Here is a 25000-nt window from a genome sequence, read left to right as displayed (position 1 = left end):
TCCTACAGGGATCGCAGGCAAAGAAAGACCCCGTTCAGTCTGACTGAACGGGGTCTTTTTGCTTGCGGTTAGCGCAGATTTCGCCATTTCCAGATCAGTTTCAGGGTCAATACCGTATTGATCAGCGCAAACGCGAGCAGCGCGACAACCACCATTACGTACAGCGTGCGATCAACGTCGAAATCCCACAGATCCACTGAGCTGCTGCGAATAATCCCCACCGCAGCCGGAAGGTTGACGTAAAACAGCGCTACGAAGGCGCCTGTCAGCGGCAACGCACGCCAGTAAACAACATTCTTGACCTTCTCGCGGCTGCGTTTTTTGTTCTGCGGGCCGGTTTGGTGTTCATCCAGCGCCAACGCCTCATTGAGTTTTGGCCAGGCCAGATTGAACATGAAGGTGGTCAGGGTCAGCAGCAAGCCACTGACCGCGACGATGTCACTGAACGGCATTGAGTCCCAGCGTTGCGCACAACAAATCGTGGGAATCCTCACTGATCTCAAACTGTCCGGCACTGCCCTTGCGCTTGGTGATGGGTTTGAAGGTCGGCTCGTTCTGGGTAATCAGCATGTTCAGCTCATCACGGATCACATCCGAGCTGATGACGACCAGATAGACATCCTTTGCATGCTCCGCAGAATCGACCACCGCACGCATGCTGTGCTGCAGGATGTCGTCGAGCTGATTACGAAAGCGCGACACAGTGTTTTTCAGCAAGGTTTTGCTTTGACTCTGGGTCAGTTGGAAGATCGTCGAGATTTGCGATTCAGTCGGTAAAGTCTGCCCGAAGTAGCTTTGAATCAGATAAAGCAGGCGATCCTGCTTGGCCTCGTCGGCCCGGCTGGGCATCCCGCCCTCGACCAGCATTTTCAGGTATTCGGTCAGGCTCGCCTTGGCGATACGCTGGAGGGCGTGGGTGATTTCCGCATCGCCGATGCGCAAGGTCTTTTTGACCGGTTCCTTTTGTTCCAGCTCGAAAGCGTCGGCGTCGATCGTGAACGAGATCTGCATGGCTCGGGCCTCCGGGGTTATTTTTTGTGCGAGGGCGTAATGACCTCGGCGCTCTTGATGCCGGAAGGCTTATCGGTTTTCTGTGGATAGGGATCATTAGGAGCGTCACCTTGTCCGGTCAGGATCTTCCAGCCGTTCAGAACGTGCGCGGTCTTGCGAAATTGCGGGCAGGGCGGCATCGAGGTTTTGGCTTGATTGGAATACTGGTGGCCGCAATCCACGCACTCGTAGGTGCCTGGGGCAACATCACTGCCATAGGGAACGTAGTCTTTTTGCATGGGTAAATCTCCGGTGGATGAGGGGAAGATCCTAGGGAGATTTGTTCTGAGGGGATGTCGGACGTTTCGCTGTGTTAAGTCAGACGCTTCCTGCGCGCATAAAAAAGATCGCAGACTTCGTCAGTTCCTACAGCAATTTCATACACACGAAATTCGCTTTTGTAGGAGCTGCCGCAGGCTGCGATCTTTTACGTTTCAGCGATCAGGGACGCTTGCGATTGCTGATCAGCGTGCCGACACCCGTGTCGGTGAAGATTTCCAGCAGGATCGCGTTCGGTACGCGCCCGTCGATGATCAGCGAGCTCCCCACGCCACCCTGAACGGCTTCCAGCGCGCAACGGATCTTCGGCAGCATGCCGCCGTAGATGGTGCCGTCAGCGATCAGATCGTCGACCTGCTGGGTGCTCAGGCCGGTCAGAACCGTGCCTGACTTGTCCATCAGGCCGGCGATGTTGGTCAGCAGCATCAGTTTTTCGGCTTTCAGCGCTTCGGCAACTTTACCGGCCACCAGGTCGGCGTTGATGTTGTACGACTCGCCGTTCTCACCCACACCGATTGGCGCAATCACCGGGATGAAATTGCCTTTGACCAGCAGGTTCAGCAGCTCGGTGTTGATCCCGACCACTTCGCCCACGTGACCGATGTCGATGATTTCCGGCTGGGTCATCTCTGGGGTCTGGCGGGTGACGGTCAGTTTCTTCGCACGAATCAGCCCGGCATCTTTACCGGTCAGGCCAATAGCGCTGCCGCCGTGACGGTTGATCAGGTTGACGATGCTTTTGTTGACCTGACCGCCCAGAACCATTTCCACCACGTCCATGGTCGCGGCATCGGTGACGCGCATACCGTCGACGAAGTGGCTCTCGATCGACAGGCGCTTGAGCAGATCACCGATCTGCGGACCGCCGCCGTGCACGACCACCGGGTTGATACCCACGGCTTTCATCAGCACGATGTCGCGGGCGAAGCCGGTTTTCAGCTCCTCGCTTTCCATCGCGTTGCCGCCGTATTTGATCACCAGGGTCTTGCCGACATAGCGTCGGATGTAAGGCAGTGCTTCGGACAGGACCTTGGCAGTGTTGGCGGCGGCTTCGCGTTCGAGGGTCATTCAGGGCTCCGGGTGGATCAGAACGGTAGTTGGAGATCAGGTGCAACGCGTTTCAGTTGGGCGTGGAACACATCCTTGATGCGCTGCAATTCAGCCTCGTCATCGGCCTCGAAGCGCAGCACCAGCACCGGTGTGGTGTTGGACGCGCGCACCAGGCCCCAGCCTTTGGCGTAGTCGACTCGCACGCCGTCGATGGTGGTCAGGTCAGCGCCTGCGCCCCACTGTGCGTCGTGCAGTGCATCAATGATGCTGAATTTGCTCTCTTCGGTCACATGGATATTGATTTCCGGCGTAGAAATATCATTCGGGAAGGTCGCAAACAGCTCCTCCGCGGTGGATTTTTCCTTGCTGAGGATCTCCAGCAGCCGTGCGGCGCTGTAGATACCGTCGTCGAAACCGAACCAGCGTTCCTTGAAGAAGATGTGCCCGCTCATTTCACCGGCCAACAGCGCGCCGGATTGTTTCATTTTCTTTTTGATCAACGAATGACCAGTCTTCCACATTAGCGGCCGACCACCGTACTCCTTGATCAGCGGTACCAGGCGACGGGTGCATTTGACGTCGAAGATGATTTCCGCGTCTGGGTTGCGCGCCACCACGTCACGGGCGAACAGCATCAACAGGCGATCCGGGAAAACGATGCTGCCGGTGTTGGTCACCACGCCGACACGGTCGCCGTCACCATCGAACGCCAGGCCGATGTCGGCGTTGGTTTCCTTGACCTTGGCGATCAGGTCGACAAGGTTTTCCGGCTTGCCCGGGTCCGGGTGATGATTGGGGAAATTGCCGTCAACTTCGCAGAACAGCGGGATGACTTCGCAGTTCAGCGCTTCGATCAGTTGCGGGGCGATCACGCCTGCCGCGCCGTTGCCGCAATCGACCACGACTTTCAGGCGCCGCGCCAGTTTGATGTCCTGGACGATTTCGGTGTTATAGCGGTCGAGGATCTCGACCTGGGTCACGCTGCCGTTGCCGCTGCTCAGATTGTTGGTCTTGAGGCGCTCGTGCAGAGCCTGAATCTGTTCGTTGGCGAGCGTGTCGCCGGCGATGACGATCTTGAAACCGTTGTAGTTGGACGGGTTGTGGCTGCCGGTGAGCATCACACCGGACTTGCCGGCCAGGACGTTGGCGGCGTAGTACAGCGCTGGCGTCGGCACCAGGCCGACATCGCTGACGTGGCAGCCACTCTCGGCGATACCGCGGATCAGTTCGGCGACCAGTTCCGGACCCGACAGGCGGCCGTCGCGACCAACGGACACATTGGGTTCGCCTTGGGCAAGGCTCTGCGAGCCGACAGCGCGGCCGATCCAGTAAGCGGTTTCGGCATTGAGGAATTCCGGCACGGTGCCGCGAATGTCATAGGCGCGGAAGATGCTTTCAGGCAGCTTTGGTGCAACTTGGGCGGGGGTGGTCATCTGCGGAAATGCTCCATCTCAAAAGTGACTGGACAGACCGACGACTCATTCGACGGCAAGCTCAAACTGAAGGGTATGACGGCGTTTTCCGCAGAGAGTTCGTGGCATGAAAGGGCCATGACGCCTCGGCTGGCGTGGCCTTGGTCCGGCAAAACCTTGATTTGCGGCGGTAAACCTTTCAGCTGATCTGCCTGAAATTTTCCCCTGTAGGAGCTGCCGAAGGCTGCGATCTTTTGATCTTGATCTTAAAAAACAAAATCAAAAGATCGCAGCCTTCGGCAGCTCCTACAGTGATGTATCGGTATCGGTATCGGTATCGGTATCGGTATGGATTATTTGGTGCCGGTATGGCCAAAACCACCGGTACCGCGCTCGGTTTCGACGAACTCGTCAACCATCTCGAAATGCGCCTGTACCACCGGCACCAGCACCAGTTGCGCCAAGCGTTCGCCGACGGTCATGGTGAAATCGGTCTGGCCGCGGTTCCAGCACGAAACCATCAGCGGGCCCTGGTAATCGGAGTCGATCAGGCCAACAAGGTTGCCCAGCACGATGCCGTGTTTGTGGCCCATGCCCGAGCGCGGCAGGATCAGCGCTGCGAGGTTGGGGTCACCGATGTAGACCGACAGGCCGGTCGGGATCAGCACGGTTTCACCCGGCTTGATCACGATGTCCTGCTCCAGCATGGCGCGCAGGTCGAGGCCAGCGGAGCCCGGGGTGGCGTATTGCGGCAGCGGGAATTGAGTACCGATGCGTGGGTCGAGGATCTTGGCTTGCAAAGCGTGCATGTAAATTAAACCTGGTTCAGACGTTCGGCGATAAAAGTGACCAGTTGGCGAGCGATCTTGCTCTTGCTGGTCTGGGCGAAAACCGTGGCGTGAAGCTCACGGTCAATTACGCTGCAGGCGTTTTCTTCGCTGTTGAAACCGATGCTCGGATTGGCGACGTCGTTGGCGACGATCAAATCGAGATTCTTGTCCTTCAGCTTGCGTGCAGCGTAGTCGAGCAGGTGTTCGGTCTCGGCGGCGAAACCGACACTGAACGGACGATCGGGACGGGTCGCGATGGTGGCCAGGATGTCTGGGTTGCGCACCATTTGCAGGACGAAGCCGTCGCCGCTCGTAGGATCTTTCTTGAGTTTTTGCGGGGCGATGACTTCCGGGCGGTAATCCGCAACCGCTGCCGAGGAAATGAACACGTCGCATGGGATCGCAGATTCGCACGCTGCGAGCATGTCACGGGCACTGACCACGTCGATGCGCGTGACGCGATCCGGGGTCGGCAGGTGCACCGGGCCGCTGATCAGTGTCACGCGGGCGCCGGCTTCCACCGCCGCTTCGGCCAGGGCGAAGCCCATTTTTCCGGAGCTATGGTTGGTGATGTAGCGCACCGGGTCGATGTTCTCCTGGGTCGGGCCGGCGGTGATCACCACGTGCTTGCCGGTCAGCGCCTGTCGCTGGAAGCAGTCCGCTGCGCATTGGGCCAGATCCGTGGCTTCCATCATGCGGCCCATGCCGACGTCACCGCAGGCCTGGCTGCCGGAGGCCGGGCCGAATGTCTTCAGGCCGCGGCTTTCAAGCAGTTGCAGGTTGGCCTGGGTCGCAGGGTCGCGCCACATCGCCTGATTCATTGCAGGTGCGACCGCCACGACGGCGTCGGTGGCCAGCACCAGTGTGGTCAGCAAGTCGTTGGCGATGCCTTGGGCCAGGCGTGCGAGCAGGTCGGCGGTGGCCGGGGCGATCAGCACCAGATCGGCCCACTTGGCCAGTTCGATGTGGCCCATCGCCGCTTCGGCGGCCGGGTCAAGCAAATCCAGGTGAACCGGGTGCCCGGACAGGGCCTGCATGGTCAGCGGAGTAATGAACTCGGCGCCGCCATGGGTCATGACCACGCGCACTTCGGCGCCCTGGTCGATCAGGCGACGAACCAGATCAGCGCTCTTGTAGGCAGCGATGCCGCCGCCGACGCCCAGAACGATGCGTTTCCGATACAGCCGCTGCATAGGTCTGCCTTTCATTTCGTGGGTGACATACGTGGCGAAACCCCCTCCCCAGGGTGAATTCGCCCGCAAAAAAGATGGGCTAAGATATCACAGCGACCGCTACGGAACAGCGGCGCCCACAGACAGGGAAAGTGTATGAGTATTCGCGATTGGCCTGCGGCAGAACGCCCGCGGGAGAAGCTACTTGAACAAGGCTCGGGAAGTCTTTCCGACGCAGAATTGCTGGCGATCTTTTTACGCACCGGAGTCACTGGAAAGAGCGCAGTGGATCTTGCGCGACACCTGTTGACTCAATTCGGCAGCCTGCGCGTGTTGCTGGAGGCCGATCTTGCAGAATTCAGCAGGGAATTGGGATTGGGGCCGGCGAAGTTCGCCCAGTTGCAGGCGGTGCTGGAAATGGGCCGGCGGCATCTGGCCGAACGCATGCGCAAGAAACCCGCACTGGAGAATCCGCAGGCGGTTCGCGATTACCTCAAATCGATGCTGCGCCACGAGCCACACGAGGTGTTTGGTTGTCTGTTTCTGGACTCCAAGCATCAAGTGCTGACGTTCGAGGCGCTGTTTCGCGGCTCCATCGACAACACTAGCGTGCATCCTCGGGAAGTAGTGAAGCGGTCGTTGGCGAATAACGCAGCGGCGGTGATCCTGTGTCACAACCACCCGTCGGGGAACAGCGACCCCAGTCAGGCGGACCGGTTGTTGACCAAGCGTTTGCAGAAGGCTTTGGACCTGATTGATGTGCGGGTGCTCGATCACTTCATCGTGGGGGAGGGTGAGCCGCTGTCGATGGCGGAGTGCGGCTGGATGTAATTATCCGCCGACCCTTTCTCTGTAGGAGTTGCCGAAGGCTGCGATCTTTTGACTCTGTTTTAAAGATCAAAAGATCGCAGCCTCGTTTCACTCGACAGCTCCTACAGGGATTTGGTGGTGTGCCGATTATTTCATGTTGACCCTGGAGTAGTCCTGCCGGCCAAACGGGCTCACCGTGTAACCCTGAACGTCTTTACGCGTCAGTGCGAACGCCGTCGGGTGCGCCAGCGGCAGCCACAATGCCTGCTGCTGAATCTGCGCCTGTGCCTGCTCGTAGAGCTTGGTGCGCACACCTTGTTCGCTAGTGGTCTTGCCGGCGCTGATCAGCTTGTCGAGATCAGCGTTGCAGTAGCGGGCGAAGTTGGTGCCGGACTTGACCGCGGCGCAGGAAAACTGCGGCGTGAGGAAGTTGTCCGGGTCGCCATTGTCGCCGGCCCAGCCCATGAACAACAGATCATGCTCGCCAGCCTTGGCGCGGCGAATCAGCTCGCCCCATTCGATCACACGGATTTCCGCCTGAATGCCGATCTCTGCCAGATCCGATTGCAGCATCTGTGCGCCAAGGCTCGGATTCGGGTTGAGCAGGCTGCCCGATGGACGCGTCCAGATCGTGGTCTTGAAACCATCCTTCAAGCCGGCCTTGGCCATCAGCGCCTTGGCTTTCGCCACGTCGTGCGGGTAGCCCGGAAGGCCTTTCGCGTAGCTCCAGGTATTCGGCGGGTAAGGGCCGTTGGCCGCTTCCGCCGTGTCTTCGAACACGGCTTTGATGTAGTTGGCCTTGTCGAAGGCAAGGTTGATCGCCTGCCGCACTTCCGGTTTGTCCAGCGGCGGATGCTGGCTGTTGATGCCGACGAAGGCGGTCATGAACGCGTCAGTTTTTTCGACTTTCAGCGTCGGTTCTTTCTGCGCAGCCTGTACGTCCAAGGGTTTTGGCGACAGGGCAATCTGGCATTCATTGCGTCGCAGTTTTTGCAGGCGCACGTTGGCATCTGGCGTGATCGCGAAGATCAGCGGATCCACTGCAGGCTTGCCACGGAAGTAGTCCGGGTTGGCCTTGTAACGGACCGCGGCGTCTTTCTGAAAACGGCTGAATACGAACGGGCCGGTGCCGATTGGCTGGCTGTTGAGCTTGTCGGTGGCGTTGGCCTTCAACAGCTTGTCGGCGTATTCGGCGGAATAGACCGAGGCGAAACCCATGCTCAGCGTCGCCAGAAAAGTCGAGTCCGGGTGATCAAGCGTGAAGCGCACCGTCAGCGGATCCAGCGCGTCGATCTTCTTGATGAGTGCCGGCAACTGCATCGATTGCGCGTGGGGGAAGCCGCTTTGCGCCACTTTGTGCCACGGATTGGCTGGATCGAGCATACGGTCGAAACTGAATTTGACGTCTTCGGCAGTCAGCTCGCGGGTTGGCTTGAAGTATTCGGTTGTGTGAAATTTGACCCGCGGGTGCAATTTGAAGATATAAGTCAGGCCGTCAGTGCTGACTTCCCAACTGTCGGCCAGGCTCGGGATGACCTTGCCGCTGGCAGTGTCGAAATCAACCAGGCGGTTCATCAGCACATCGGCCGACGCATTGGTGGTGGTCAGCGAGTTGTACTGCACCACATCGAAGCCTTCAGGGCTCGCCTCGGTGCAGACGCTCAGCGCGGCGGCCTGGGCCAAGGGGCTCAGCAGGAGGGGGGCGAGCAGCAGGGTTAGGGCAGCGAGGCGCATGGTCGGTTTCCTTTCACAGATCGAAGGCCCATCTGCAAGTGCAGTCTGGAAAAGCCCTACCCTAGAGGTCGCGATTGCAAATGACTATCCCCTTTTGTGTTTTTGGGAGCGTTTTTACGCGGTTGCGGTGGGTGCTCGGTGCAACGAAGAGCCAGAATCGCGCATGTGAGCAGTTTTCTTCGACGAGTGGTAAAACCCCGTCCCGGCCTTTATCCAAGGCGCTCACGGGCAGAATTTACGGCTTTTTGTGGATTGATTGCACACGGAAAGTTGTTGCACCCCAGTCTTTCTGGTATAAAGCAGCGCTCTTTTCTAGGGGCCCGGTTCCTTCACTGTAGGTGTAGCCGGTAAGACCTCTAAAGAAACGCGGCGCCTGGCGCCAAATGACTGAGAGATTAAGCGGCCAACCCATGCCGGGTTGGGCATGTGGTTTTAGAGGGCTGAGGCATGTCGAGAGTATGTCAAGTTACCGGTAAGGGTCCGGTGACTGGGAATAACATTTCCCACGCAAACAACAAAACCCGTCGTCGTTTCCTGCCGAACCTGCAGCATCACCGCTTCTGGGTTGAAGAAGAGAAACGTTTTGTGCGTCTGCGCGTATCTGCCAAAGGCATGCGTATCATCGACAAGCGTGGCATCACTGTCGTGCTCGCCGAACTTCGCCGCGATGGCAAGATTTAAGGGAGCTAATCATGCGTGAATTGATTCGTTTGATCTCGAGCGCCGGTACTGGTCACTTCTACACTACCGACAAGAACAAGCGTACTACCCCGGACAAAATCGAGATCAAGAAATATGATCCGGTTGTTCGTAAGCACGTGATGTACAAGGAAGGCAAAATCAAGTAATTGATTTTTCCTGACTTACGAAAAAGGCCCGTATCTCACGATACGGGCCTTTTTTGTTTCTCAGGTTTTGTCGCGCCCGTCCATGCCTCATCGCTGGCAAGCCAGCTTCCATAGGTTTTTTGGTGAACGCATAATTTGTGAACTCCCACAATTACTGTGGGAGTTGGCTTGCCAGCGATGGGGCCAGATCAGCCAGCGAATATCCTCAGCCCTTCTGTTCAAAGATCACATAGATCTTGCGGCAAGCTTCCAGCACTTCCCAAGTGCCGCGAAAACCCGCCGGAATTACAAAGCGGTCACCGACGCGCAACGTCTTGGCATTGCCGTCGCTGTCACGCAGCACCGAAACGCCCTGAAGAATTTCGCAGTATTCATGCTCGGTGTAATTCACCGTCCACTGACCCACCGCACCCTCCCACACGCCGACACCCATCTGCCCGCAAGGACTTTCATATTGATGGAACACTGCTTGCTCGGGATCGCCCTTGAGCACTTTGGCCGGATCCGGGCGATAGCGTTCGGCTTCGCTGGAGGTCAGGCTGATGTCGACGACGTTCTGGATGTTCATTGTTGTTATCTCCCGTGAATGCGGCGCAATGGCTGGAAAAGGCCAAAGTCTATGTTGATTAAAATCAACACTGCAAGGTCGTATGGCCACCTTATGTCAAATATATTGAAACAAACCCGGCCGCTGGTTTAGGGTGGCGGGTGCCTCGGACCGAAAATGCAGGCTGGCCGGGCAGAATTGCTGAGGACGTCGGCGAAGATCGCGCGGCGCTCGTATTCAACAAGAGGAGGACACCTGAATGACCACCCTGACTCGTGCCGATTGGGAACAACGCGCCCGCGACCTGAAGATCGAAGGCCGCGCCTACCTCAATGGCGAATACACCGACGCGGTCTCCGGCGAGACTTTCGAATGCATCAGCCCGGTCGATGGCCGTCTGCTGGGTAAAATAGCCAGCTGTGACGCCGCCGACGCCCAGCGCGCTGTGGAAAACGCTCGCGCTACGTTCAATTCCGGCGTGTGGTCGCGCCTGGCGCCGACCAAACGCAAAGCCACCATGATTCGCTTTGCCGGTCTGCTGAAACAGCACGCCGAAGAACTCGCCCTGCTCGAAACCCTCGACATGGGCAAGCCGATCAGCGATTCGCTGTATATCGACGTGCCGGGCGCGGCGCAAGCGCTGAGCTGGAGCGGTGAGGCGATTGACAAGATTTACGACGAAGTCGCGGCTACGCCGCACGATCAACTGGGTCTGGTGACCCGCGAGCCGGTAGGCGTGGTTGGCGCCATCGTGCCGTGGAACTTCCCGCTGATGATGGCCTGCTGGAAACTAGGCCCGGCGCTGTCGACCGGCAACTCGGTGATCCTCAAGCCGTCGGAAAAGTCGCCGCTGACCGCCATCCGTATCGCGGCGCTGGCTGTTGAGGCCGGCATTCCGAAAGGCGTGCTCAACGTCCTTCCGGGCTATGGCCATACCGTTGGCAAGGCGCTGGCCCTGCACAACGATGTGGACACGTTGGTGTTCACCGGTTCGACCAAGATCGCCAAGCAATTGATGATTTATTCCGGCGAATCGAACATGAAACGCGTCTGGCTGGAAGCCGGTGGCAAGAGCCCGAACATCGTCTTTGCCGATGCTCCCGATCTGCAAGCCGCTGCCGAATCCGCCGCCAGCGCCATTGCCTTCAACCAGGGCGAAGTCTGCACCGCCGGTTCGCGTCTGCTGGTCGAGCGTTCGATCAAGGACAAATTCCTGCCGATGGTGATCGAGGCGCTGAAGGCCTGGAAGCCGGGTAATCCGCTGGACCCGGCGACCAATGTCGGCGCGCTGGTCGATACCCAGCAGATGAACACCGTGCTGTCGTACATCGAGTCCGGTCATACCGACGGCGCCAAACTGGTGGCTGGCGGCAAGCGCATTCTTCAGGAAACCGGTGGTACTTACGTCGAGCCGACGATTTTCGACGGCGTGAGCAACGCGATGAAGATCGCACAGGAAGAGATCTTCGGCCCGGTGCTGTCGGTTATTGCTTTCGACACTGCTGAAGAAGCCATCCAGATCGCTAACGACACGCCTTACGGCCTAGCCGCTGCGGTGTGGACTCAGGACATCTCCAAGGCACACCTGACCGCCAAGGCGCTACGCGCCGGTAGCGTCTGGGTCAACCAGTACGACGGCGGCGACATGACTGCACCGTTCGGTGGCTTCAAGCAGTCGGGCAACGGCCGCGACAAGTCGCTGCACGCGTTCGACAAATACACCGAGCTGAAGGCTACTTGGATCAAGTTGTAATGCGGTAAAGAGGGCCTGCTGAATCAGGCTCCCGAGCGCTACAGAAATCCTCTGTGGGAGTGAGTTTCTGTGGTGAGGGGATTTATCCCCGTTCGGCTGCGAAGCAGTCGCTAAACCATTGCACGCGGTGTACCTGGTACATCGTGGTTGCAGGTTTTGGGGCCGCTGCGCGACCCAACGGGGATAAATCCCCTCGCCACCGGGGCTCGCTCCCACAGTGTTTTGGGTGAATACAAAAAGAATATCCACAGGAGCGTGGAACATGCGGTGGGCGACGTATTTCGCCGTGTTGGCGTCTGTCTTGAGTGTAGGCCTGGCCCTTGGGGTCAGCATGCCGTTGGTGTCGTTGCGTCTTGAGGGCTGGGGTTATGGCGCCTTTGCCATTGGCGTAATGGCGGCGATGCCGGCCATTGGCGTGTTGTTGGGCGCGAAGATTTCCAGTCATCTGGCGGCGCGTTTTGGCACGGCGAACCTGATGCGTCTTTGTTTGTGGGCGGGGGCGCTGTCCATTGGCCTGTTGGCGTTGTTGCCGAGCTATCCGATCTGGCTGGTGCTGCGCTTGATGATCGGCGTGATCCTGACCATCGTGTTCATCCTCGGCGAGAGCTGGATCAATCAACTGGTGGTCGAGCATTGGCGCGGTCGACTGGTGGCGCTGTATGGCAGCAGTTATGCGCTGAGCCAACTGTCTGGTCCTTTGCTGTTGGGCGCGCTGGGCACCGAAGAGGATTACGGCTTTTGGGTCGGTGTCGCGCTGCTGATGATCTCGCCTTTGCTGTTGCTGCGCCGTAGCGGTGCGCCGAGCAGTGAAGCGAGCAGCGTGACCTTCCGCGACCTGTGGGGCTTTGCCCGCGAACTGCCGGCGATTGCCTGGGCGGTGTCCTTGTTTGCCGCGTTCGAGGCGATGATCCTGACGCTGTTGCCGGTGTATTGCCTGCAACAGGGTTTTACCGCCGAAATCGCCTTGGCGATGGTCAGTACTGTGGTGGTGGGCGATGCGCTGCTGCAATTGCCGATTGGCGCGTTAGCCGATTACCTGTCGCGGCGCACGCTGTTCACCGGGTGCGCGGTGGTGTTGATGCTGTCGAGCCTGTCGATTCCGATGTTGATCGACACGTTGCTGATCTGGCCGCTGTGGGTGTTGTTTGGCGCCAGCGCAGGTGGGTTGTTCACGCTATCGCTGATCCTCATCGGTGAGCGTTATCGCGATGACGCGCTGGTGCGGGCCAATGCGCATATCGCGCAACTGTGGGGTGTTGGCTGTCTGATCGGGCCGTTGGCGGCGGGGGCGGGTAGTCAGTGGATCAGCGGGCATGCGTTGCCGTGGTTGATGGCGGCGGGGGCATTTGGGCTGGTGATTCTGGTATCCCGACAAGGTGCTTTTGGCACAGTGCAGACTGCTTAAAGTCAAAAGATCGCAGCCTGCGGCAGCTCCTACAGAGAGAATGCATTCCAAATGTAGGAGCTGCCGAAGGCTGCGATCTTTTGATCTTTAAAGCATCCGCTCCAGGCCAACGCTGGTACTGAACCACGCATTGAACCGGCGCCACCAGCTCCCCGGTTCCTTGGTCAGTGTGTGCATCTGACCGTTGTCCTCGGTCACCCAGACGATATCCCCATCCTGCAATTTCGCTTCGTAACTGAGTGCCGGCGCCATGCCTTGCAGCGCCAGTTCGCGCACATGCTCGGCAAGCTGCGGACTGTCCACCAACACCCCGACTTCAGTGTTCCACAGCACTGAACGTGGGTCGAAATTAAATGAGCCGATAAACGATTTGCGCCGGTCGAAGATTATCGCCTTGCTGTGCAGGCTAGAGTCCGAGCCACGAAACGACTTACTGTAAAACACGTGCGGGCCGCTGCCGCCACCGTCTCCGGGCTGGCGTCGCAGTTCGAACAGTTTTACTCCATGCTCCAGCAGCGCCTTGCGATACGGCGCATACCCGCCATGCACGGCTGGCACATCCGTGGCCTCCAGCGAGTTGGTCAGCAGGCTTACCGAAACCCCGGCGTCGGCGCGCCCGGTCAGGTACACCAGCCCCGGCTGGCCCGGTACAAAATAGGCCGAGATCATGATCAGTTCTTTGCTGACCCCCGTAAGCTCCGGCGCCAGTTGCGTGGTCAGCAGCAATTGCGGATCCGGCTCGCCTTTGGCCAGCACCTTGCTCGGCGCATCCCACAGCGCCTGATTCCAGGCCCAGATCAGCTCGTTGCGCCAGATGTCCATGCGCGGGTCGGTCTTGAACGTCATCAACTGCTGATACAGCGCGTGGTTCTGCTTGCGGGTTTCCTCCAGCGACTCCTCCAGGCGCGTACGGGTGTTCTGCAAATCCCTGGCCGTCGGTTTGCTGGAAAGAAATTCTTCAATCGGTTTGCTCAACGCGCTGTTCCAGTACTGATCGAAACTGTGCCCGAGCTGCTCGGCCACCGGCCCGACGCTGAGCATGTCGATGTCGGTGAAATTCAGATTCGGCTCGGCGTCGAAGTACTCGTCGCCCAGATTGCGGCCGCCGACGATGGCCATGCTGTTATCTGCCAGCCATAACTTGTTGTGCATCCGTCGGTGTTGCAGCGACAGGTTGAACAGTCGTCCGGCAGCCCGGGTAACGCCGGTGCTGCGTCCCAGATGCAGCGGATTGAACAGACGGATATGGATCTGCGGGTGCGCCGCCAGCGTCGCGATGATCTGGTCGAGACCGTCGCTGGTGGTGTCGTCGAGCAGAATCCGCACGCGCACGCCGCGGTCGGCGGCTTTCAGCAATTCTTCCACCAGCATCCGTGTGCTGACGCCGTCATGCACGATGTAGTACTGCAAATCGAGGCTGCTTTGCGCGTGGCGGATCAGCTCGGCACGGGCGGTGAACGCTTCGGTGCTGTTGGATAGCAGACGAAAACCGGACTGCCCCTCATGCGGCGCTGCCTGAGCCTGGATCGACCGGCCGAAAGCCGAGTCGGACGCTGGCAACGCCTGGCTCGGTTCGCGCGGTGCATTGAGGCTCGCGCAACTGCTGAGCAGGAGCACGAGAAGTAGGGGGAAAAGTAGGACCGTTCTTGATCTCAAGGAGGATCATCTCATGGCGGGTCGAAGGTCGAAGTATGGCACGGGCGTAGGACATTCTTTGTTTAGATTAAATTCACTCTGGACTTTGAGTCACCTCTGTCGATGCACGCTGAAATGGACTACGCAGTACGTCGAAAACGCTACACCTACCAGGTACCTTGAACCTACAGAAAAGCCTTTCTGAACCGGGAATGATGTGCGGGCATAACGGCCGCTCAGGACTGCGCAACGTCCTGAAACGACCTGTGTATGTACCCAATCATCAACCGGTAAATAACAATGAAAAAACTCTATGCAGCCAGTGCCTTGCTATTGGCACTGTCACCTTTTGCAGCTCAGGCCAGCACCCTCGACCTGACGGTCTCCGGCACAGTGATTCCAACGTCCTGCGTTCCGGCATTCGCCGGTGGCGGCAACGTTAATCTGGGGCGTATTTTTTCCGCCAGTCTGAGCGCGACTCAGCAGAACGATCTGCCCCCAAGGGACATCACCCTAAAGGTTGCGTGCGATGCACCGGCGGCGGTTGAAATCTCGGCGACTGACAACCGTGCCGCCACCAAAGTGTCCGGCCTGACGTTCAATGGGCGGACTTCTGACACGCTTTATTACGGTCTAGGCAGCACAAAGGGTGTAGGCATTGGCGGTTTCGGCCTGTTGACCGGCCAGCCACTGGCCGATGGCACGCCACAAACCTTCTTGGTACGCAGCCCACAAAACCGCGTATGGCGTGTACCGGCCACCGGCCTGGTATCCAACGCACCTATCTCTTATTCGTGGGGGCCAAGTGCTGCGGCGGGCCCTGCCGCTGCTCGGCTGCACACATTCCCGATGCAGGTCGCGGCAGCCATTCGCCCGACCGCCGATCTGCCGCCGACCACCGATGAGTTCCAGCTCGATGGTTCGGTGACGTTCGACGTGTTCTACCTCTGAGTCGAAAAACTGCCGAACCCATGCGGATCGCGTGATGCGCCTCGCAGGGCCTGAATAGCGTTAGCGCGTATTTTTTCGCATCAAGGTATCGGCCGAAATTGCCTGACGCATTTCGGCCGATACCCGCAGGAGAATTTCATGTATCCCCTTTTTTCTTTCCAGGTGCCTGTCGCCTTCGTGGCCGTGTGCCTGTCATTTATGAGCATCAGTAGCCATGCCGCTGGCATGGTCCCGGAAACGCCGGTTGTGGTGGTCGATCAAGCGTCGGGGGAAGCGACCCTGAATGTCCGCAACTCCGACGACCAGCCGGCATTGCTCTACAGCACCATCGAGCACATTCCCGAGGATACCGAGCTGCTGCTATTGCTCAATCCGCCGGTGGCGCGGGTGGAGCCGGGCAAAAGTCAGCAAGTGCGGTTCATTTTGCGGGACGTCGCACCGCTGAAAACCGAGCGACTGCAACGCGTGGTATTCGAAGGGATCAGCCCACGGCAAGAGGGAAACGGCGCTCAGGTGTATCTGACCGTGCGTCAGAACATCCCGGTGATTGTCCGGCCAGCCGATCTGGCTATCGACCGTACGCCCTGGAAACGCCTGGTCTGGAGCGTTGCCGGCCGACAAATTCGCGTGAGTAACCCAAGCCCGTATGTGGTCAGGCTGTCCAAAGCGGTGAGCCTGATTCCCGGTGGCGTCACGCTCGATCTGCAACGTACTTACATTTTGCCGGGCGAAGTGATGATGCTCGACACACCGTCGACATTGGCCAGTCACGTACGGTTGTTTCCGGCGACAACGTACGGTTTTGCCGTCGACAGCTTCGACGCGCCGTTGATCGTTCAAAAATGAAACGCAGCGCACAGATCCAGCGTGTGTCTTGCGCTGTCCCCTGGTGGTTGGCGCCGATCCTCCTGATGCCTTCAGCAGCCTCGGCCCAGACGTATACCGAGTTCGACCCAGCGGTACTGGAGGCACGCGGTATCGACCCTGCCACCGCCCGGTTTTTCGGCGTTGAACCCCGTTTCACGGCCGGACGCAGTCGAGTGGCGCTTGAGGTCAACGGCAGGGCTTTGGGTTCGATTTTGGCGACGTTTGATGGCAACGGGCAGTTGTGTCTCGATACCCGGTTACTGGATCAGGCGTCCATTGCGGTGCCTTCCGGCCTGCCTGACAACGCCGAGAATGGTAGCTGTGCTCACGTCGAGGATCATCTCCCCGACGTGCAAGTACGGCTTGATCCCGGTTCGCAAAGGGTGATGCTGCTGGTGCCGACTGGTTTGCTGCTTGAACCCAAGTCTGCTGCGCGCGCCTGGCAGTCGGGGGGCAGGGCCGGGTTGTTCAACTACGACGCGCTGGTGGTGAGCGACTCCAGTCTTGGCCATTCGACCCAATATCTGAACCTTGGCACCGAGTTGGGATTCAACGCTGCCGATTGGGTGGTGCGCAGTCGGCAGAACTACACCTCATTTGCGGATACCGAGCGTTTCGATGTCCTCTATACCCAGGCTTCTCGCACATGGGAGGCGTATGCGGCGCAGGTGCAGGTCGGGCAGCTCAACATGCGTTCATCGTTGTTCGCGGGCGAGCCGTTCACGGGTATTCAAATCTTGCCGGATTCGGCCTTGGCCGGGGCCGTGCCAGAAGATGCCGGCAGCGGCTCGGTCGTGGAAGGTCATGCACCTTCGCCCGCGCGGATCGAAGTTCGGCAGAGCGGCGTGGTGGTCTATTCCACGGTGGTACCGGGCGGGCCGTTTGCACTGCGCAATTTGCCACTGTTGAGTCGCCATCTGGATCTGGAAGTTACGGTTGTGGCCGAAAGTGGTGAGCGCCACGTATTTCTCGTTCCGGCAGCCTCTTTGAGAGCCCCGACCCTGCCGGCGAAACCAGGATATGGGCTTGCGGCAGGAAAGGTCCGGCGAATGCGCAATGATGACCGCGAAGCGCCGACCTTCGTGGCGGCCAACAAAGACTGGTTGTTGGGCTCGGCGACTGGCTTCAGCGCCGGGATCATGGGTGCCGGCGACTATCGTTCCGCAGGGTGGGAATTAACGCAGGCTGTGGGCATGGGGGCGGTGGTCAGCGTGCAGCAGCTTAATTCCATGACCGTGAATTCGGGTAATGGCCGGAGGACGCAAGCGGCGCTCGGGATGCCTTTGGGCTACGGCCTGTCAGCCAGTCTCAATATGAGCCGGCGCAGCGGGGGGTTTCGTACCTTGGCGCAGACGGGGCAGGGTGCTGGAGAGGAGCTGGACCAGCAGGGCGAGCGACAATGGGGCGCCGGGGTCAACTACTCGAGTCGTGACTGGGGCGCCTTTTCCGGCTTCTGGTCAACGTATGCGGGGCAGGGCAGCACGCAACATTCGCGGATGGGGGCGACATGGTCGCAGACTTATTCCAGGGCCAACTTATCGCTCAGTGTTCAGCGCGAAAGCAGCAGCTCCGCCATGGGGGGGCGAGGTGACAGCGCCTACCTGACTGTTAGTCTGCCGCTGGGAAGCAAACGCAGACTGAGCACATTCGCCCGCCACGATGAGCACCGGGGCTCGCGCACAGGCGTGCGTTACGCCGAACAATTGAGCGACACGATGGATTACAGCATGGGCATGGAGCGTACCCAGAACGGGCAGACCGACTTCAATGCCCGGCTCAGTGCATTGCCGCGTTACACCAGCGTCGACCTTGGCTACTCGCGTAATAGCGTCGGCTCGAGCCGTTATGACGCCGGGCTGCGCGGTGGTCTGGTGCTGCACGAAGGGGGCGTGACGCTATCGCCTTATCCGGTGCGCGAGACCTTTGCGCTGGTCAAGGCAGGTGACGATGCCGGTATCCAGTTGAGCACGCCGCAAGGTCCGGTCTGGACCGATGGCGCGGGGCGGGCAGTGGCTTCCAGTTTGTCGGCGTGGCGCACCAATCGAGTCGAAATCGACACCCGCAGCCTGCCGCGCAATGTGGATGTACTCAATGGTTATCAGGAAGTCGAAGCCGGACGTGGCGCCGTGCCGCGCCTGGACTTTCCCGTAGACACCGTGCGCCGTCTGATGCTGCAGGTGCGTACGCCTGACGGTTTACCCGTCCGTAAAGGTGCATCGGTGCAGGATGCCCAGGGCAACTACCTGACCAATGTGGTGGATGCCGGGCTGGTGTACCTGATCGATGCGCCAGTCCTGGTGCGGTTGCGGATCGACTCCGGCAGCGGTCAAGCCTGCCAGGTCGAGGTCGATGCGCCGGCAAGCAGCGACACCGATAAACTGTATGCAACGGTCGACGCTGTCTGCCAATCAGCCGAGGGCCAGTAGCCGGATCGCCGCCGCGCCGACTTTGTGCACCGCCTCTTCAATTTGCGGCGTTGGTTTGGCGGCGTAGTTCATGCGCAGGCAATTGCGGTACTTGCCCGAGGCGGAAAAGATGCTGCCAACGGCAATCTGTACGCCTTCCTCGAGCAGCGCACGATTCAGTTTCAGCGCGTCGAAGCCTTCCGGCAGTTCGACCCACAACATGAAGCTGCCTTGCGGGCGGCTGGCGCGCGTGCCGGCGGGGAAGTAGCGAGTCACCCAGTCGATCATTATGTCGCGATTGCGCTGGTATTGCGTACGCATCCGCCGCAAATGCGGTTCGAAGTGGCCGGACTTGAGAAATTCGGCAATGGCGATTTGCGGCTGTGGCGCGGTCGATCCGGTGCTGATGTATTTCATGTGCAGCACCCGTTCCAGATACCGACCCGGCGCGACCCAGCCGATGCGCAGCCCCGGCGCTAACGTTTTGGAAAACGAACTGCAAAGCAGCACGCGGCCGTCTTCATCGAAGGATTTGATCGTGCGTGGGCGCGGGTAGGTGTAGGCCAGTTCGCCATACACATCGTCCTCGATGATTGCCACGTCGAAGCGCTGTGCGAGGTTGAGCAGGGCACGTTTGCGCGACTCCGGCATGATGTAGCCCAGCGGATTATTGCAGTTGGGGGTGAGCTGGATGACCTTGATCGGCCACTGCTCCAGCGCCAGTTCCAACGCTTCGAGGCTGATGCCAGTGAGCGGGTCGGTGGGGATTTCCAAAGCCTTCATGCCCAGCCCTTTGAGCGTCTGCATGGCGCCGTGGAAACTTGGCGAATCCACCGCGACGATGTCGCCGGGCTCGCAGATCGCGCGGATGCTGGTGGATAGCGCTTCGTGGCAACCGGTGGTGACGACAAGGTCGCTGGCGCTCAACTGGCAGCCGGAATCGAGCATCAGCCGGGCGATCTGCTCACGCAGTTCGAGGGTGCCGTGGATGTTGTCGTAATACAGCCCGGGCATGTCCTGGCGCCGGCTGATCCGTGCCAGTCCGCGCAGCAGCGGCTTCATGGTCGGTGAGCTGATGTCGGGCATGCCGCGACCGAGTTGCACCACATCCTTGCGCGGCACCGCGCGAATCAGCTCCAGCACCTGATCCCACTGCGAGATCTCCACCGGCCGCTGCGCCGGGCGGCCGACGGCGGGCAGCTCCGGAAGCTCGCGCCCGACCGGCACGAAGTAACCGGATTTGGGTTTCGGTGTGGCCAAACCACCGTCCTCAAGCATGCGATAAGCCTGCTGCACCGTGCTGAGGCTGACGCCATGTTCTACGCTCAAGGCGCGCACCGACGGCAGTCGATCACCTGGACGATAGAAGCCTTGTTCGATGCGTGTGCCGAGCAGTTCGGCGAGATTCACATAAAGCGTCATGGCACTGCCTCGATGCAGGTGATTCGAAAAACCAGTACAGATGCGGCGTAAATCGGCAATTCAGTAGCAGGTGTAGCAAATCTGTATGGATTTAATACAGATGAGTTGAATCTGTAATGCTTTTGCCGGCCCGCGCATCATGGAATCTCTGGCTACCCAAGTAAACAGGAGCGACAAAAATGAACGGCTTGAGCGATGTGCGGCTGACGTTACACAGTCAGGAACTGGAGGCAGGGCAGGAGGACAGTGCGTGGAACAGCGCCATGCGCAACGCACCGTCCGGCCTCAGTCGCTGGGATCTGTTCTGGCATCGTCTGCACACGCGCAAGGCATTGCTGAACATGACAAACGATCAGCTCAAGGATGTCGGGTTGTCACGCGAGCAGGCGCTGGAAGAGGGGTTGAAGCCATTCTGGCGGATCTGACACGTTGAAATGCACTCCCTGTAGGAGCTGCCGCAGGCTGCGATCTTTTGATCTTGTTTTTTCAAAGGCAAAGTCAAAAGATCGCAGCCTGCGGCAGCTCCTACAGGGCGCTACTTCATCGCAATTCCTTGAGGCGATGCCACAACATCCCCAGCGCCAACAATGGCGAGCGAAAATGCTTGCCGCCGGGGAAGGTGATGTGCGGCACTTTGGCGAACAGATCAAACCCGCCGCTGTGCTGCCCGCTGATCGCTTCGGCCAGCAACTTGCCCGCAAGGTGCGTGGCGTTCACGCCATGTCCGGAGTACGCCTGGGCGTAATACACGTTCGGTTGATCCGCGAGCCGACCGATCTGTGGCAAACGGTTGGCGCCGATGCCGATCATCCCGCCCCACTGATAATCGATTCTCACCCCGGCCAATTGCGGAAACACTTCAAGCATCTTCGGCTGCATGTACGCGCCGATGTCCTTTGGATCGCGCCCCGAGTAATGACACGCACCGCCGAACAGCAAGCGGCGATCCGCCGAAAGCCGGTAGTAATCCAGCGCCACACGTTGGTCGCAGACCGCCATGTTTTGCGGCAGCAACTGGTGAGCTTGTTGTTCGCTCAACGGTTCAGTGGCGATGATGTAGCTGCCGGCGGGCAGCACTTTTCCACTGAGCTGCGCATTGAGGTTGTTCAGATAGGCGTTGCAGCCCAGCACCAGAGTTTTGGCGCGAACTGAACCCTGGGCGGTATGCACGCGCACTTGCGGGCCGTAATCGATGCGCGTGACGGCCGACTGCTCGAACAATCTGACGCCCAGTTGCTGCGCTGCTGCGGCTTCGCCCAGCGCCAGATTCAGCGGATGCAGATGGCCGGAACCCATGTCGATCAAACCACCGATGTAGCGTTTGGAACCGACCACGGTGTGCATTTCATTGGCTTGCAGCAGCCGGGTTTCGTGGCGATAACCGAGGCTGCGCAGCTCCTCGGCATCTTCGGCAAAACCTTCGAGGTCCGACGGCTTGTTGGCGAGGTCGCAGTAGCCCCAGGTCAAATCGCAGGCAATCTGAAAACGCTCGACGCGCTGACGGACAATTTCCACCGCTTCCAGGCCCATGAGTTTCATCTGCCGCACGCCATCGGCGCCGATCACGTTAGTGAACTGATCCAGCCCATGGCCAACCCCGCGAATCAGTTGCCCGCCATTGCGACCGCTGGCACCCCAGCCGATCTTGTGCGCTTCGAGCAACACCACGCTGAGGCCACGTTCGGCCAGTTCCAGCGCGGTGTTCAGCCCGGAAAAGCCGCCGCCAACCACGCACACATCCGCAATCACCTCGCCTTGCAGCAACGGGTGATCCGGTTGCGGCAGGCTGCTGGCGGCGTAATAAGAGGCAGCGTGAGGTTGGCTCGCGGTGGTGTGGGCGCGGGCAGTCATGGGCGTCATCCTGAGCGGGGTGTCGAGAAAATTTGACGGAGCATAAGCCGCACGCGCGAAGTCGGGCAACACTGGTCGGCCTGTGGTGTCTGGATCACGGCTTTTGCGGCACAATTGCCGCCTACTTCACGTCGGTCACTGTTTCGATGAGCTGCAACAGCGAGAAAATCCGCACCCTGCGTCAGCAGATCCCCACGTTCGAGTGCGTGCCGGGCTGCCACGACTGCTGTGGGCCAGTGACCACCTCGCCCGAAGAGATGGCGCGCCTGCCGCGCAAGACCCGCGCCGAGCAGGATGCGGCGATGGACGAGCTGAACTGCGTACACCTGGGGCCGAACGGCTGCACGGTGTATGGCGAACGGCCGCTGATTTGCCGGTTGTTTGGGACGACGAAGACGTTGCCTTGCCCGAATGGGCGCGGGCCGGTGGAGCTGATTCATCCACGCGCTGAAAAGCAGATTTTCGAATACATGGCGGCGAATCGGCAGGTGTTGGTTTAGCCGGTTGAACAGCGTTGCTGCCATCGCTGGCAAGCCAGCTCCCACAGGTACGGCGGTGGATACAGATTTTGTGAACGCGACAAATCACTGTGGGAGCTGGCTTGCCAGCGATGGGGCCAGGTCAGACGCCACAAATATCAATCCGGAATCGGCAAGTTCAGGCTCTCTTTCACCTCTTCCATCACGATATAGCTCTTCGATTCACGCACATGCGGCAGCTTCAACAGAATGTCGCCGAGCAGCTTGCGGTACGACGCCATCTCGGAAATCCGCGCCTTCACCAGATAGTCGAAATCCCCTGACACCAGGTGACACTCCAGCACGTGGGGCAACTTCAGCACCGCGCGTCTGAACTCTTCGAAAGTGTCGCCGGATTTGTAGTCGAGGCTGATCTCGACGAACACCAGCAAGCTACCTTTCAAGTGCTGCGGATTCAGCCGGGCGTTGTAGCCCATGATGATCCCCTCGCGTTCCAGGCGCCGCACCCGCTCGGTGCACGGCGTGGTGGAGAGGCCGACCTTTTCCCCGAGTTCGGTAAAGGAAATCCGCCCGTCCGCCTGCAGGATCCGCAAGATGTTGCGGTCGATCTTGTCCAGCTCACGTTTGGTCTGAGTATTGGTACGCATAGGGGATGCGCCTCCGTGAAAAGGGTTTTTGCCGAGAATTGTCGCCAAATATAGGCGCTTATACAGTGAAAAGCACTGGCAAATCTTTTTTACACTGCGCGCATCATTGCTCTAACAACAGACGTACGCGGCACGCCGCGATGAGGGATACAAAAATGCGCGTTATGGTCTTGGGTAGCGGCGTCATCGGTACCGCCAGTGCTTACTATCTGGCCCGTGCCGGGTTTGAAGTGGTGGTGGTCGACCGGCAGCCAGCCGCGGCCATGGAGACCAGTTTCGCCAATGCCGGCCAGGTCTCGCCAGGCTACGCCTCGCCGTGGGCTGCGCCGGGCGTGCCGCTCAAGGCCATCAAGTGGCTGTTGCAACGCCATGCGCCTCTGGCGATCAAGGCCACCGCTGACATCGACCAGTACTTGTGGATGGCGCAGATGCTACGCAACTGCACCGCCAATCGTTACGCGGTGAACAAGGAGCGCATGGTGCGTCTGTCCGAGTACAGCCGCGACTGCCTCGACGAATTGCGCGCCGAAACCGGCATCGCCTACGAGGGGCGCAGCCTCGGTACGACTCAACTGTTCCGCACCCAGGCTCAACTGGATAACGCCGCCAAAGACATCGCCGTGCTGAAAGAATCCGGCGTGCCGTTTGAACTCCTCGACCGCGCCGGCATTGCCCGCGTCGAGCCGGCCCTGGCGGGCGTTACCGATATTCTCGCTGGTGCCCTGCGCCTGCCGAACGACCAGACCGGCGACTGCCAGATCTTCACCACGCGTCTCGCTGAGATGGCGGTGCAACTGGGTGTGGAATTCCGCTTCGGCCAAGACATCCAGAAACTCGACTTCGCCGGTGATCGCATCAACGGCGTGTGGATCGACGGCAAACTGGAAACCGCCGACCGCTACGTGCTGGCCCTCGGCAGCTACTCGCCGCAACTGCTCAAGCCGCTGGGCATCAAGGCGCCGGTTTATCCGCTGAAGGGTTACTCGCTGACCGTGCCGATCACCAACCCGGCAATGGCCCCGACTTCGACCATTCTTGACGAGACCTACAAGGTCGCGATCACCCGTTTCGACAACCGCATCCGCGTTGGTGGCATGGCCGAGATCGCCGGTTTTGACCTGTCGCTGAACCCTCGTCGGCGCGAAACCCTGGAGATGATCGTCAACGACCTTTATCCTCAGGGCGGCAATCTGGCCGAGGCGAGCTTCTGGACCGGCCTGCGTCCGACCACTCCGGACGGTACGCCGATCGTGGGTGCGACGCCGTTCAAGAACCTGTTCCTCAACACTGGGCACGGCACGCTCGGCTGGACCATGGCGTGCGGATCCGGTCGTTTGCTGGCCGACCTGATGGCGAAGAAAAAACCGCAAATCAGCGCCGAAGGCCTCGATATTTCCCGTTACGGCAACAAAATTCAGGAGTCCGCAAAACATGGCAATCCAGCGCCAGCTCACCAATGAGCGCATGAGTCAGATCGTCAGCCATAACGGCACTGTGTATCTGGCCGGGCAGGTCGGCGACGACTTCGACGCCGGTATTGAACAGCAGACTCGCGAAGTCCTCGCCAACATCGAGCGTTTGCTCGATCTGGCCGGCACTGACAAGGAGCATCTGCTGTCGGCGACCATCTACCTCAACGATATCGAGGCACACTTTGCCGGGATGAACTCGGTGTGGGATCAGTGGCTGCCCAAAGGTGCTGCCCCGGCCCGTGCCACCGTTGAAGCGAAGATGGCCAAACCGAGCATCCTGGTTGAGATCTCCATCGTCGCCGCACTGCCGTAATACGTTGTAAAGATCCCTCTCCCGGCGCTGTTGGCGGTTCACGCCGTCAGCCGGTGCCGGTTTTTATT

24 protein-coding genes and 1 pseudogene are annotated in these 25000 nt (G+C 59.5%); 12 read left to right on the top strand and 13 right to left on the bottom strand.

Translation table 11 applies throughout. The annotated features are described in order from the left end of the window. Nucleotides 1-68: 68 nt before the first annotated feature. The 7 genes and pseudogenes from ICA16_RS12035 to coaBC all read right to left on the bottom strand — a co-directional run bounded on the left by ICA16_RS12035 (nucleotide 69) and on the right by coaBC (nucleotide 5814). Nucleotides 69-452 carry a hypothetical protein gene (locus ICA16_RS12035; protein WP_210700676.1) on the bottom strand — a complete coding sequence of 128 codons (384 nt, stop codon included), beginning with the start codon at nucleotides 450-452 and terminating at the stop codon, nucleotides 69-71. After that, the gene (locus tag ICA16_RS12030) at nucleotides 439-1011 is read right to left on the bottom strand and encodes a hypothetical protein (protein ID WP_150616865.1); all 573 of its coding nucleotides are present in this window, start codon (nucleotides 1009-1011) and stop codon (nucleotides 439-441) included. The genes ICA16_RS12035 and ICA16_RS12030 overlap by 14 nt, the downstream gene beginning before the upstream one ends. 17 nt (nucleotides 1012-1028) lie before the next feature. Beyond that, nucleotides 1029-1289 (bottom strand): hypothetical protein, encoded by a 261-nt coding sequence (locus ICA16_RS12025; protein WP_210623190.1) that lies wholly within the window; start codon nucleotides 1287-1289, stop codon nucleotides 1029-1031. A gap of 202 nt (nucleotides 1290-1491) precedes the next feature. After that, a complete protein-coding gene (gene argB, locus ICA16_RS12020; protein ID WP_150593448.1) occupies nucleotides 1492-2397 on the bottom strand; it encodes an acetylglutamate kinase in 906 nt (301 codons plus the stop codon). A gap of 17 nt (nucleotides 2398-2414) precedes the next feature. Then, nucleotides 2415-3791 (bottom strand): annotated as a pseudogene (locus ICA16_RS12015) (phosphomannomutase/phosphoglucomutase); the annotation flags it as partial. A 353-nt stretch (nucleotides 3792-4144) separates the two neighbouring features. Continuing rightward, on the bottom strand, nucleotides 4145-4600 hold the full coding sequence (gene dut, locus ICA16_RS12010) for a dUTP diphosphatase (protein WP_210553367.1): 456 nt from the start codon (nucleotides 4598-4600) through the stop codon (nucleotides 4145-4147). 5 nt (nucleotides 4601-4605) lie between these two features. After that, nucleotides 4606-5814, bottom strand: a complete 1209-nt coding sequence (gene coaBC, locus ICA16_RS12005) for a bifunctional phosphopantothenoylcysteine decarboxylase/phosphopantothenate--cysteine ligase CoaBC (RefSeq protein ID WP_053125030.1) — start codon at nucleotides 5812-5814, stop codon at nucleotides 4606-4608. A 135-nt stretch (nucleotides 5815-5949) separates the two neighbouring features. Here coaBC and radC point away from each other — a divergent pair, with 135 nt between their 5' ends. Continuing rightward, a complete protein-coding gene (radC, locus tag ICA16_RS12000) occupies nucleotides 5950-6624 on the top strand; it encodes a RadC family protein (RefSeq protein ID WP_210553368.1) in 675 nt (224 codons plus the stop codon). A gap of 126 nt (nucleotides 6625-6750) precedes the next feature. Here radC and ICA16_RS11995 read toward each other — a convergent pair whose 3' ends face one another. Further along, on the bottom strand, nucleotides 6751-8337 hold the full coding sequence (locus ICA16_RS11995; protein ID WP_210553369.1) for an ABC transporter substrate-binding protein: 1587 nt from the start codon (nucleotides 8335-8337) through the stop codon (nucleotides 6751-6753). Nucleotides 8338-8784: 447 nt separating this feature from the next. Between ICA16_RS11995 and rpmB the strand changes: the two genes are divergently transcribed. Both rpmB and rpmG read left to right on the top strand, forming a co-directional pair. Then, nucleotides 8785-9018: a 50S ribosomal protein L28 gene (rpmB, locus tag ICA16_RS11990; RefSeq protein ID WP_007920377.1), complete on the top strand. Its 234-nt coding sequence runs from the start codon at nucleotides 8785-8787 to the stop codon at nucleotides 9016-9018. Between the two features lie 11 nt (nucleotides 9019-9029). Further along, nucleotides 9030-9185, top strand: coding sequence for a 50S ribosomal protein L33 (gene rpmG, locus ICA16_RS11985; RefSeq protein WP_016772554.1), 156 nt, complete (start codon nucleotides 9030-9032; stop codon nucleotides 9183-9185). A 205-nt stretch (nucleotides 9186-9390) separates the two neighbouring features. Here rpmG and ICA16_RS11980 read toward each other — a convergent pair whose 3' ends face one another. After that, nucleotides 9391-9753, bottom strand: a complete 363-nt coding sequence (locus ICA16_RS11980) for a cupin domain-containing protein (RefSeq protein ID WP_210700674.1) — start codon at nucleotides 9751-9753, stop codon at nucleotides 9391-9393. A gap of 238 nt (nucleotides 9754-9991) precedes the next feature. Between ICA16_RS11980 and ICA16_RS11975 the strand changes: the two genes are divergently transcribed. Together ICA16_RS11975 and ICA16_RS11970 are read left to right on the top strand one after the other, a co-directional pair. Continuing rightward, nucleotides 9992-11485, top strand: a complete 1494-nt coding sequence (locus ICA16_RS11975; RefSeq protein ID WP_008086799.1) for an aldehyde dehydrogenase — start codon at nucleotides 9992-9994, stop codon at nucleotides 11483-11485. Nucleotides 11486-11747: 262 nt separating this feature from the next. Further along, nucleotides 11748-12890: an MFS transporter gene (locus tag ICA16_RS11970; RefSeq protein WP_210700673.1), complete on the top strand. Its 1143-nt coding sequence runs from the start codon at nucleotides 11748-11750 to the stop codon at nucleotides 12888-12890. Between the two features lie 87 nt (nucleotides 12891-12977). On the opposite strand, the gene ICA16_RS11965 is transcribed toward ICA16_RS11970, so the two are convergent. Then, nucleotides 12978-14546 (bottom strand): phospholipase D family protein, encoded by a 1569-nt coding sequence (locus ICA16_RS11965; RefSeq protein ID WP_210700672.1) that lies wholly within the window; start codon nucleotides 14544-14546, stop codon nucleotides 12978-12980. Nucleotides 14547-14825: 279 nt separating this feature from the next. Here ICA16_RS11965 and ICA16_RS11960 point away from each other — a divergent pair, with 279 nt between their 5' ends. The 3 genes from ICA16_RS11960 (at nucleotide 14826) to ICA16_RS11950 (ending at nucleotide 18769) form a co-directional block, all read left to right on the top strand. Then, the gene (locus tag ICA16_RS11960; RefSeq protein WP_150616858.1) at nucleotides 14826-15476 is read left to right on the top strand and encodes a DUF1120 domain-containing protein; all 651 of its coding nucleotides are present in this window, start codon (nucleotides 14826-14828) and stop codon (nucleotides 15474-15476) included. A 138-nt stretch (nucleotides 15477-15614) separates the two neighbouring features. Further along, nucleotides 15615-16322: a fimbria/pilus chaperone family protein gene (locus ICA16_RS11955; protein WP_210700671.1), complete on the top strand. Its 708-nt coding sequence runs from the start codon at nucleotides 15615-15617 to the stop codon at nucleotides 16320-16322. Nucleotides 16323-16387: 65 nt separating this feature from the next. Beyond that, the gene (locus ICA16_RS11950; RefSeq protein ID WP_210700670.1) at nucleotides 16388-18769 is read left to right on the top strand and encodes a fimbria/pilus outer membrane usher protein; all 2382 of its coding nucleotides are present in this window, start codon (nucleotides 16388-16390) and stop codon (nucleotides 18767-18769) included. Here the strand turns inward: ICA16_RS11950 and ICA16_RS11945 are convergent. Further along, nucleotides 18752-20170, bottom strand: a complete 1419-nt coding sequence (locus ICA16_RS11945; RefSeq protein WP_150616855.1) for an aminotransferase-like domain-containing protein — start codon at nucleotides 20168-20170, stop codon at nucleotides 18752-18754. The two genes, ICA16_RS11950 and ICA16_RS11945, sit on opposite strands and share 18 nt — an antisense overlap. Before the next feature lie 179 nt (nucleotides 20171-20349). On the opposite strand from ICA16_RS11945, the gene ICA16_RS11940 reads away from it, so the two are divergent. Beyond that, nucleotides 20350-20595, top strand: a complete 246-nt coding sequence (locus ICA16_RS11940; RefSeq protein WP_150604621.1) for a DUF1127 domain-containing protein — start codon at nucleotides 20350-20352, stop codon at nucleotides 20593-20595. A 115-nt stretch (nucleotides 20596-20710) separates the two neighbouring features. On the opposite strand, the gene ICA16_RS11935 is transcribed toward ICA16_RS11940, so the two are convergent. Further along, nucleotides 20711-22021, bottom strand: a complete 1311-nt coding sequence (locus tag ICA16_RS11935; RefSeq protein WP_210700669.1) for an NAD(P)/FAD-dependent oxidoreductase — start codon at nucleotides 22019-22021, stop codon at nucleotides 20711-20713. A 146-nt stretch (nucleotides 22022-22167) separates the two neighbouring features. Between ICA16_RS11935 and ICA16_RS11930 the strand changes: the two genes are divergently transcribed. Next, on the top strand, nucleotides 22168-22521 hold the full coding sequence (locus tag ICA16_RS11930) for a YkgJ family cysteine cluster protein (protein WP_042561739.1): 354 nt from the start codon (nucleotides 22168-22170) through the stop codon (nucleotides 22519-22521). Nucleotides 22522-22658: 137 nt separating this feature from the next. Here the strand turns inward: ICA16_RS11930 and ICA16_RS11925 are convergent, their stop codons facing one another. Further along, on the bottom strand, nucleotides 22659-23147 hold the full coding sequence (locus ICA16_RS11925; protein WP_003206849.1) for an Lrp/AsnC ligand binding domain-containing protein: 489 nt from the start codon (nucleotides 23145-23147) through the stop codon (nucleotides 22659-22661). A 155-nt stretch (nucleotides 23148-23302) separates the two neighbouring features. On the opposite strand from ICA16_RS11925, the gene dadA reads away from it, so the two are divergent. Together dadA and ICA16_RS11915 are read left to right on the top strand one after the other, a co-directional pair. After that, nucleotides 23303-24607, top strand: a complete 1305-nt coding sequence (dadA, locus tag ICA16_RS11920) for a D-amino acid dehydrogenase (protein WP_150593461.1) — start codon at nucleotides 23303-23305, stop codon at nucleotides 24605-24607. Continuing rightward, a complete protein-coding gene (locus ICA16_RS11915; RefSeq protein WP_150604618.1) occupies nucleotides 24579-24932 on the top strand; it encodes a RidA family protein in 354 nt (117 codons plus the stop codon). Before dadA ends, ICA16_RS11915 begins: the two co-directional genes overlap by 29 nt. The last annotated feature ends 68 nt before the right edge of the window (nucleotides 24933-25000 follow it).

Origin of the sequence: Pseudomonas anatoliensis, from assembly GCF_017976235.1 — a bacterium.
Classification (GTDB): domain Bacteria; phylum Pseudomonadota; class Gammaproteobacteria; order Pseudomonadales; family Pseudomonadaceae; genus Aquipseudomonas; species Aquipseudomonas anatoliensis.
Note: the sequence above shows the minus strand (reverse complement) of the source record. Positions and strands in the feature narration are given on the sequence as shown.